This is a genomic window from Corynebacterium sp. HMSC05H05 (assembly GCF_001807265.1).
Classification (GTDB): domain Bacteria; phylum Actinomycetota; class Actinomycetes; order Mycobacteriales; family Mycobacteriaceae; genus Corynebacterium.
In genome coordinates this window covers 91,239-98,776 of sequence record NZ_KV788403.1, presented here as the reverse complement: position 1 = coordinate 98,776, position 7,538 = coordinate 91,239, and the positions used below count along the sequence as shown (strand labels likewise).

The 7,538-nt window shown below is 64.5% G+C and carries 5 protein-coding genes; 3 read left to right on the top strand and 2 right to left on the bottom strand.

Annotated elements, in window-relative coordinates:
- The coding region (locus HMPREF3151_RS08550; RefSeq protein ID WP_070475113.1) for a DEAD/DEAH box helicase at window positions 1–1,974 on the bottom strand (1,974 nt) is incomplete at its 3' end.
- A gap of 322 nt (window positions 1,975–2,296) precedes the next feature.
- On the opposite strand from HMPREF3151_RS08550, the gene HMPREF3151_RS08545 reads away from it, so the two are divergent.
- The 3 genes from HMPREF3151_RS08545 (at window position 2,297) to HMPREF3151_RS08535 (ending at window position 6,081) form a co-directional block, all read left to right on the top strand.
- The gene (locus HMPREF3151_RS08545; protein WP_070475112.1) at window positions 2,297–3,646 is read left to right on the top strand and encodes a CitMHS family transporter; all 1,350 of its coding nucleotides are present in this window, start codon (window positions 2,297–2,299) and stop codon (window positions 3,644–3,646) included.
- Between the two features lie 92 nt (window positions 3,647–3,738).
- Window positions 3,739–4,221 (top strand): hypothetical protein, encoded by a 483-nt coding sequence (locus HMPREF3151_RS08540; RefSeq protein WP_070475111.1) that lies wholly within the window; start codon window positions 3,739–3,741, stop codon window positions 4,219–4,221.
- 456 nt (window positions 4,222–4,677) lie between these two features.
- Window positions 4,678–6,081, top strand: a complete 1,404-nt coding sequence (locus tag HMPREF3151_RS08535) for an amino acid permease (protein WP_141741374.1) — start codon at window positions 4,678–4,680, stop codon at window positions 6,079–6,081.
- A gap of 51 nt (window positions 6,082–6,132) precedes the next feature.
- Here the strand turns inward: HMPREF3151_RS08535 and hisD are convergent, their stop codons facing one another.
- Window positions 6,133–7,434 (bottom strand): histidinol dehydrogenase, encoded by a 1,302-nt coding sequence (gene hisD / locus HMPREF3151_RS08530; protein WP_070475109.1) that lies wholly within the window; start codon window positions 7,432–7,434, stop codon window positions 6,133–6,135.
- Between the last annotated feature and the right edge of the window lie 104 nt (window positions 7,435–7,538).

Genomic DNA, 7,538 nt, shown 5'->3' with positions numbered 1-7,538 from the left:
TCCGCCGCGGTAGCCCCCGCGGCCGCCGCGGCCACGGCCGCCGCGATCGCGCGGGGGTGCGCCGTGGTCGCGCTGGATGTTGATCAGCTGGCCGGAGATGCGGGTATCCACCAGGCGGTCCAGCACGGCCTGGTCCAGGTTCTTCGGCAGCTCCACCAGGGTGAAGTCGCCGCCGATGGTGATGCGGCCGAAGTCCTTCGAGTTCAGCCCGCCCTCGTTGGCCAGGGCGCCGACGATGGCACCCGGGCGCACGTGCTGTCGCTTGCCCACGTCCAGGCGGTAGGTGTCGAAGTTGCCGCTGTCGTCGAAGCGGCGGCCGCGGCCACCGCGATCGCCACGATCGTCGCGGTCGAAGCGGTCGCGTCCGCGCCCGCGGCGGTCGTCGCGGTCGAAACGGTCGCGACGGTCGCGCTTGTCGCGCGGCGGCTCCTTCATCAGGAACTCGTCGCCGGCCAGGGCCTGGGTGGCCAGGGCGGCGGCGATGTCGTCCATAGGCACGTTGTTCGCGGCGGAGTACTCGCGCACCATGGTCTTGAAGATCTGCAGGTCGGTGGCCTCAAGGGACTCGGTGATGGAGTCCATGAACTTGGCCTTGCGCGACTCGTTGACCTCGTCCACGGTGGGCAGGTCCATCTCTTCGATGGTCGCGTTGGTCACGCGCTCGATGGAGCGCAGCATGCGGCGCTCGCGCGGAGTGACAAACAGGATCGCCTCGCCGGAACGGCCCGCACGCCCGGTGCGGCCGATGCGGTGGACGTAGGACTCCGTGTCGTTCGGGATGTCGTAGTTGAGCACGTGCGAGATGCGCTCGACGTCCAGGCCGCGGGCGGCGACGTCGGTGGCCACGAGGATGTCCAGGCGGCCGTCGCGGAGCTGGTCCACGGTGCGCTCGCGCTGCTGCTGGGCGATGTCGCCGTTGATGGCGGCGGCGGAGAACCCGCGGGCGCGCAGCTTCTCGGCCAGCTCCTCGGTCTCGTTCTTGGTGCGCACGAACACGATCATCGCCTCGAACTCGGTCACCTCAAGGATGCGGGTGATCGCGTCGAGCTTGTTGCGGTGCGCGGTGAACAGGTAGCGCTGGGTGATGTTTGTGTTGGTGCGCGTCTCCGACTTGACGGTCACCTCTTCCGGATCGTTGAGGTAGTCGCGGGAGATGCGGCGGATCGCGTTCGGCATCGTCGCCGAGAACAGCGCCACCTGCTTGGAATCCGGGGTGTCTTCCAGGATGCGCTCGACGTCTTCCTGAAAGCCCATGTTGAGCATCTCGTCGGCCTCGTCCAGCACCAGGAAGCTCAGGTTTGAAATGTCCAGCGAGCCCTTCTCCAGGTGGTCGATCACTCGCCCCGGGGTGCCCACGATGACCTGGGCGCCGCGGCGCAGCCCGGACAGCTGGATGCCGTAGGCCTGGCCGCCGTAGATCGGCAGGATGCTCACGCCGCCGATGTGGTCGGCGAAGCTCTGGAAGGAGTCGGACACCTGCAGCGCCAGCTCACGCGTCGGCGCGAGCACGAGCGCCTGCGGGTAGCGCTTCTCCGGGTCGATCTGGGACAGCACCGGCAGCGCGAACGCAGCGGTCTTGCCGGTACCGGTCTGCGCGAGGCCGACCACGTCGCGGCCGTCCATAAGCAGCGGGATGGTCTGCGCCTGAATCGGCGAGGGCTGCTCGAAGCCGACGCGCTTGACGGCCTTGATGACATCGTCGGGCAGGCCCAGCTTTTCAAAGCCGTTCTCGGGCTTCTCGGGCTCGGCTGCGGGTTCGGCCGAAGGCTCGTCGTTAAGCTTCAGCACATCATTGTTGTTTTCAATGGCCACGGTGTCCGTGGCGCCGGTCTCCTCAGAAACCCCCGCATCCCTGGTGTCCTCTACTACGGCCTCAACGATTTCGGCCGCGACATCCTGCGGGTCTTTCTGGTTTTCCGACACATTCATATCCGGCTCATTCTCGCCGCCGGTGGCGTTTTCGGAAATGCTCATCGCTGGCCCAGCGTACGCCATTGTGCGCCCCGGTAAGTATTCCTGCGGTTTCCCGGCGAGCGAAGTCACACACCCTCCGGTGAAGCTCGTGCTTCAGGCCACATTGCCTATCGACGCCACCTCTGCCCCACACCTCGAAGGAGCAGCCGAGGCCAGCGCGTCTCAGTAACCCGTGCCGCCCAAACCGGCCACCTACATCCGGCTAGTCCCAGATTTTCCGCCTGGTAACCGGTTGTAGGTAGCCGGTTTCCGTTCACACAAAGGAGCTCCACGCCATGACCTGAAACACAGCGCACTGACGGCTGTGATTTAGGATTCCCCCATGACTTCTCCCCTCGCGCTGACATTGCTCGGCCTGGCCATCATCGCAGTCACCGTCGGGCTGTTGCTGAAAGGCAAGACCCACCCGATCGTCGCGATGACGCTCATCCCCATCGTCGGCGCCGTCCTCACCGGCGCTGGCATTGCCGAGATCTCGGATTACTACATGGACGGGTTGGACCGGGTGATGAACGTCGTGGTGATGTTCATCTTCGCCATCATCTACTTCGGCATCCTCTCCGACGTAGGCCTGTTCGAGCCCGTGATTAAGGCGCTGATCAAGGCCACGCGCGGCACGCCGCTGCTGGTCACGCTCGGCACGGCCGCCATCGCCATCGTCGCCCACCTGGACGGCTCCGGCTCCACGACGTTTCTGCTCACCATCCCGGCATTGCTCCCGCTGTACGAGGCGATGAACATGTCGCGTTACGTGCTGCTGACCATCGTGGCGCTGTCCGCATCCGTGATGAACATGCTGCCGTGGGGTGGCCCCGTCGGCCGCGCCAGCTCCGTCATCGGCCCCTCGCCGAACGAGATCTGGGCCCACCTGCTGCCGGTCCAGGGGGTCGCCATCGTGCTCGTGTTCGTCGTCGCCGCCATTTTCGGCGTGGTGGAAGGCCGCCGCGCATCCGCCGCGGGCCCGGACGCGGGCACCGTGGACGTCAACGCCGTCGCGGAGGACTTCTCCCGCCGGCAGCAGGAAGAACGCGCCAAGCTGGAATTCACGCAGCGGCAGGGCACCTGGGTGACATGGGTGAACGCGCTGATCACCCTCGCGCTCATCGGTGTTCTCGTGTCCGGCCTGGCGTCCCCGGCGCCGGCGTTCCTGGTGGGCACTGCGCTGCTGCTGGCCATCAACTTTGCCAAGCTCGAGGACCAAAGCGACGCGCTGCGCCGCCACGCGCCTACCGCGTTGTCCATGGCTGGCGTCATCCTCGCCGCAGCGATGTTCCTGGGCATCCTCGACGGCACGGGCATGCTGGAGCAGATCGCGCTGTCGCTCATTGCCATCCTGCCGGAGGCGGTCGGCCCGTACATCCACATCATCATCGGCCTACTCGGCGTGCCGCTTGACCTGGCCACATCCACCGACGCCTACTACTTCTCCGTCCTGCCGATCGTGCAGCAGACCGCCGAGGCGTTCGGAGTCTCCGCAATGGGCGCCGCGTCCGCGATGATCGTGGGCAACGTCATCGGCACGTTTGTCAGCCCGTTCTCCCCCGCGCTGTGGCTTGCGCTCGGTCTCGCCCGTGGCGAAATGGGCAAGTACATCCGCCTCGCCTTCCCAGTGTGCTGGGCGTTCTCCGTTCTTCTGGTGCTCGGTTCCTGGGCGTTCGGCGTGTTCGCGTAGCCCCGTGCAGTAATCTTTTCTTTCGAGCATTTTGCTTATCGACGCACCCCGCGCCCGTCTCTTCTCCCCCGCTTGTCTCTCAAGGAGCACCCATGCGCACCAAAATCACTGCCGCTGTAGTCGCAGCCAGCGTTCTTGCAGGATCCATTACCACCGCCCAGGCATACACCATCGAGCACGTCGGCACCGATTGCCGTGTGAACTACTCGATCACCGAGATGCAGAACAACCGCATGTACTTCCCGGTTTATTACACGCAGGATGAAGTGAAGAAGTTCAAGAAGGAAAGCCTCGATGCCATCACCGAGGCCGAATCTGAGCTGAAGTCTGAAAAGTCGCGTTCCGATGCCAACAAGGACTTTATCCAGGAGCTCACGGAAAGAATTGCAGACGAACAGAGGCAACTCGAAATCTACGACAAGTGCGCGAAGGTGCCTGCCGCGAAGCCCGTTCAGAAAGAGGATGGATCTTCTACCTCACCGGCACTCGCGGGGGTGCTGGGCGGTTTCATCGGAGCAGTTGTCGCCATCGCCGCGATGATCGGCCTGAAAGACGTTCTCCCGTTTAAGTTCTAACGGCTTTTTCGCAACCTCTGACCTCCTGCTCCCCGCATTGCGGCAAATAGTTTCCACAATTCGCTGCAGACATACCGCCACCGTGCTACAGTCGCCGACATGATCAACAGCACCGCATTTGCAACCTCGGCCGCGCAGGCCGAGCGTTCTGCGTTGCTGAATACCCAGCCGGCCCGCCTGCATCATCATCTGTAGCGCGGTGTCGGCCGACTCCAGCCCCCTGCGCTAACAGCCTCTGCTGCTCGAAGCGCAGGGGGTTTCTTGTTAGTACGGGCAACACTTCGGGGCTTATGTCGTTCGCGCCGCGCCCCCGGATCCGTCCGCGAGGCACACGGTTGCACTCGCCTATCGACGGCCAACCGGGACGCCGCCGCCCAACACAGGGCACACGCCAATCCAATCCCCTGCGCCTCCGATTCGCGCATTGCTTCCCGAAAGAGCACAGTTATGTCTGTTATGACTGCACCATCTGAATCCGCTAACAAGCCCAAACCGAAGCGCAGCAGCTTAAACGCCCGCCACATCCACTTCATCGCGCTCGGCTCCGCCATCGGCACCGGCCTGTTCTACGGCTCCGCCGGTGCGATCCAGGCCGCCGGCCCATCCGTGTTGCTGGTGTACCTGCTCGGCGGCGCGGTGGTGTACTTCATGCTCCGCGCGCTCGGCGAGATGAGCGTGCGCAACCCGGTGCGCGGCTCGTTTGCCGTGTACTGCCGCAAGTACCTCGGCGGCTGGGGCGGCTACATCACCGGCTGGATGTTCGCCTTCGAGATGATGATCGTGTGTCTGGCGGACTTAACCGCCATCACGATCTATATGAAGTTCTGGTTCCCCACAACGCCCGCGTGGGTGTGGATCACAGTCACACTGCTGATTATTAGCGCGGCGAACCTGGCAGCGGTCCGGATCTTCGGCGAGCTGGAGTTCCTGCTTACGCTGATCAAGGTCGGCGCTGTGGTGGCCATGATTGTGGGCGGTGCCGCCATCCTCGTGTTCAACCTCGGCTCCCAACCCGAAACGATGGGTGTGAGCAACCTCTGGAGCGACGGCGGTTTCTTCGCAAACGGCATTTCTGGCATGGCAGCGTCCTTCATCCTCGTGCTGTTCGCGTTCGGCGGCACGGAGATCATCGGTGTTGCCGGCACCGAGGCCGAGGACCCGGACCGTTCCATCCCGAAGGCTGTCAACACCGTCCCGGCGCGCATCCTGATCTTCTACGTGCTGTCCATCTTGATCATTTTGATGATCAACCCGTGGCGCACCATCGACGGCGAGGACTCCCCCTTCGTCCAGATCTTTGACACGCTCGGCGTCAGCTGGGCTGCCGCGTTGCTCAACGTTGTTGTGCTGAGTGCTTCCCTGTCCGCCATCAACGCTGACCTTTTCGGCACCGGCCGCGTCCTCGCGGGCCTGGCCAAGGAGAAGCTGGCTCCGCGGGCAATGGCAAAGACCTACCGCGATGTGCCGGTGATGACGGTGGTCATGCTGATCATCGCCTTGATCGTCGGTGTCTACTTGAACCAGCGCTACCCCGACATCTTTGAAACTGTCGCGGCGCTGGCCACCTTCGCCACCATCTTTGTGTGGCTGATGATCCTGCTTGCGCACATTGCTTCTCGACGCAACATCTCCCCCGCCGAAGAGCAAAACCTGAAATTCCCGGTACCGCTCTGGCCGTATGGGCAGTGGTTCTCGGTCGCATTCATCCTGTTCACCTTCGGCACGATGGTGTGGATGGAGGAATTCCACACTGCGCTGATCGTCGGTGTCGCGTTCCTGATCCTGATGACGATCCTCTACTTCGTTACCGGCCGCCCGCAGGCGATTGTGGAAGACGAGGTCGAGTACGAGGCGAAATAGCCCTCCGGTACGAATACGCCCAGTGCTGCAACCGCAGCGCTGGGTTTTCGTTTATCGCTCCCGTCTCACGCTGATGGCCTCGCCGTGTGCCGGGAGGCGCTCGGCGTCGGCGAGCGTGATCACTGCGTCGGCCACCTCCGCCAGCGCGTCCGCGGAGTACTCGACCACATTGACGGGTTTGAGGAAGGTGTGGGTGCTCAGCCCCGACGCGAAACGGGCCGTGCCGGATGTGGGCAGCACGTGGTTGGATCCTGCGGAGTAGTCGCCGAGCGGCACCGGGGTGTGCTTACCGACGAAGATCGCGCCGGCGTTGGCAATCTGTGCCGCCACGTCGCGCGCGTTGTCTGTGTGGATTTCCAGGTGCTCGGGCGCATAGGCGTTAGTGACTGCCACGGCGGACCGGAGGTCGTCGACAAGCAAGATGCCCGATTGCGACCCCTCGAGTGCTTCACGCACGCGCTCGGAGTTGAGCGTGACTTGGTAGCGCTCGACGATCTCACGGTTGACGGCCTCGACGAGCGCAGGTGAATCGGTGATCAGGATCGACGCGGCCTGCTCGTCGTGCTCGGCCTGAGAGATCAGGTCGTACGCCAGAAAGACCGGGTCGGCGGTGTCGTCGGCGATGATCGCGATCTCACTGGGGCCCGCCTCCGCGTCGATGCCCACCACGCCGTTGACCACGCGCTTCGCGGCGGCGACGAAGACGTTACCGGGTCCGGTGACCATGTCCACCGGCTCCAGGTTCTCGTCGCCGTAGGCCAGCAGCGCCACGGCCTGGGCGCCGCCGACCGCCCACACCTCGTCGATGCCAACCAGCGCGCACGCCGCGAGTATGGTCGGGTGCGGCCACCCGCCAAAGTCTTCCTGCGGTGGAGAGCACACCACCATCGACTCCACGCCCGCTTCTTGGGCGGGAATCGCGTTCATGAGCACACTCGAGGGGTAGACGGCCTTGCCTCCGGGCACGTACAGGCCCACACGCTGCACCGGGCGAAACACCTCGGTCACGGTCGCACCCGGCGCGAGTTCAGTGGTGTGCTCCGCAGGCTTCTGGCTCGCGTGCACGGCGCGGATGCGCGCGATCGAGGTCTCCAACGCCGCGCGCACGTCCGCGTCCAGGCGGTCCAGGGCATCGGCGATCACCTCCGCCGGCACGCGGACCGAAGCCGGCCGCACACCGTCGAAACACTGCCCGTACTCCAGCGCCGCCTCCGCGCCGCGATCACGCACCGCCTCCACGATGGGCGCCACCTGGGACACCACCGAATTCACGTCCGCACCCGCGCGAGGTAGCACCTTCCGCAGTTCGCGCACCGTCAAAGCACGGCCCCTGAGATCTGTCACCGACAGCATGTCGCTCCCCTTCTCTTCCCTTCGAAGTCTTCTCTGCATGGTATCCGCGCCGCGTCGCCGCCGAGGCCGTTTCCGCCCAACCCCACCGCACGTGATCGCCCGGT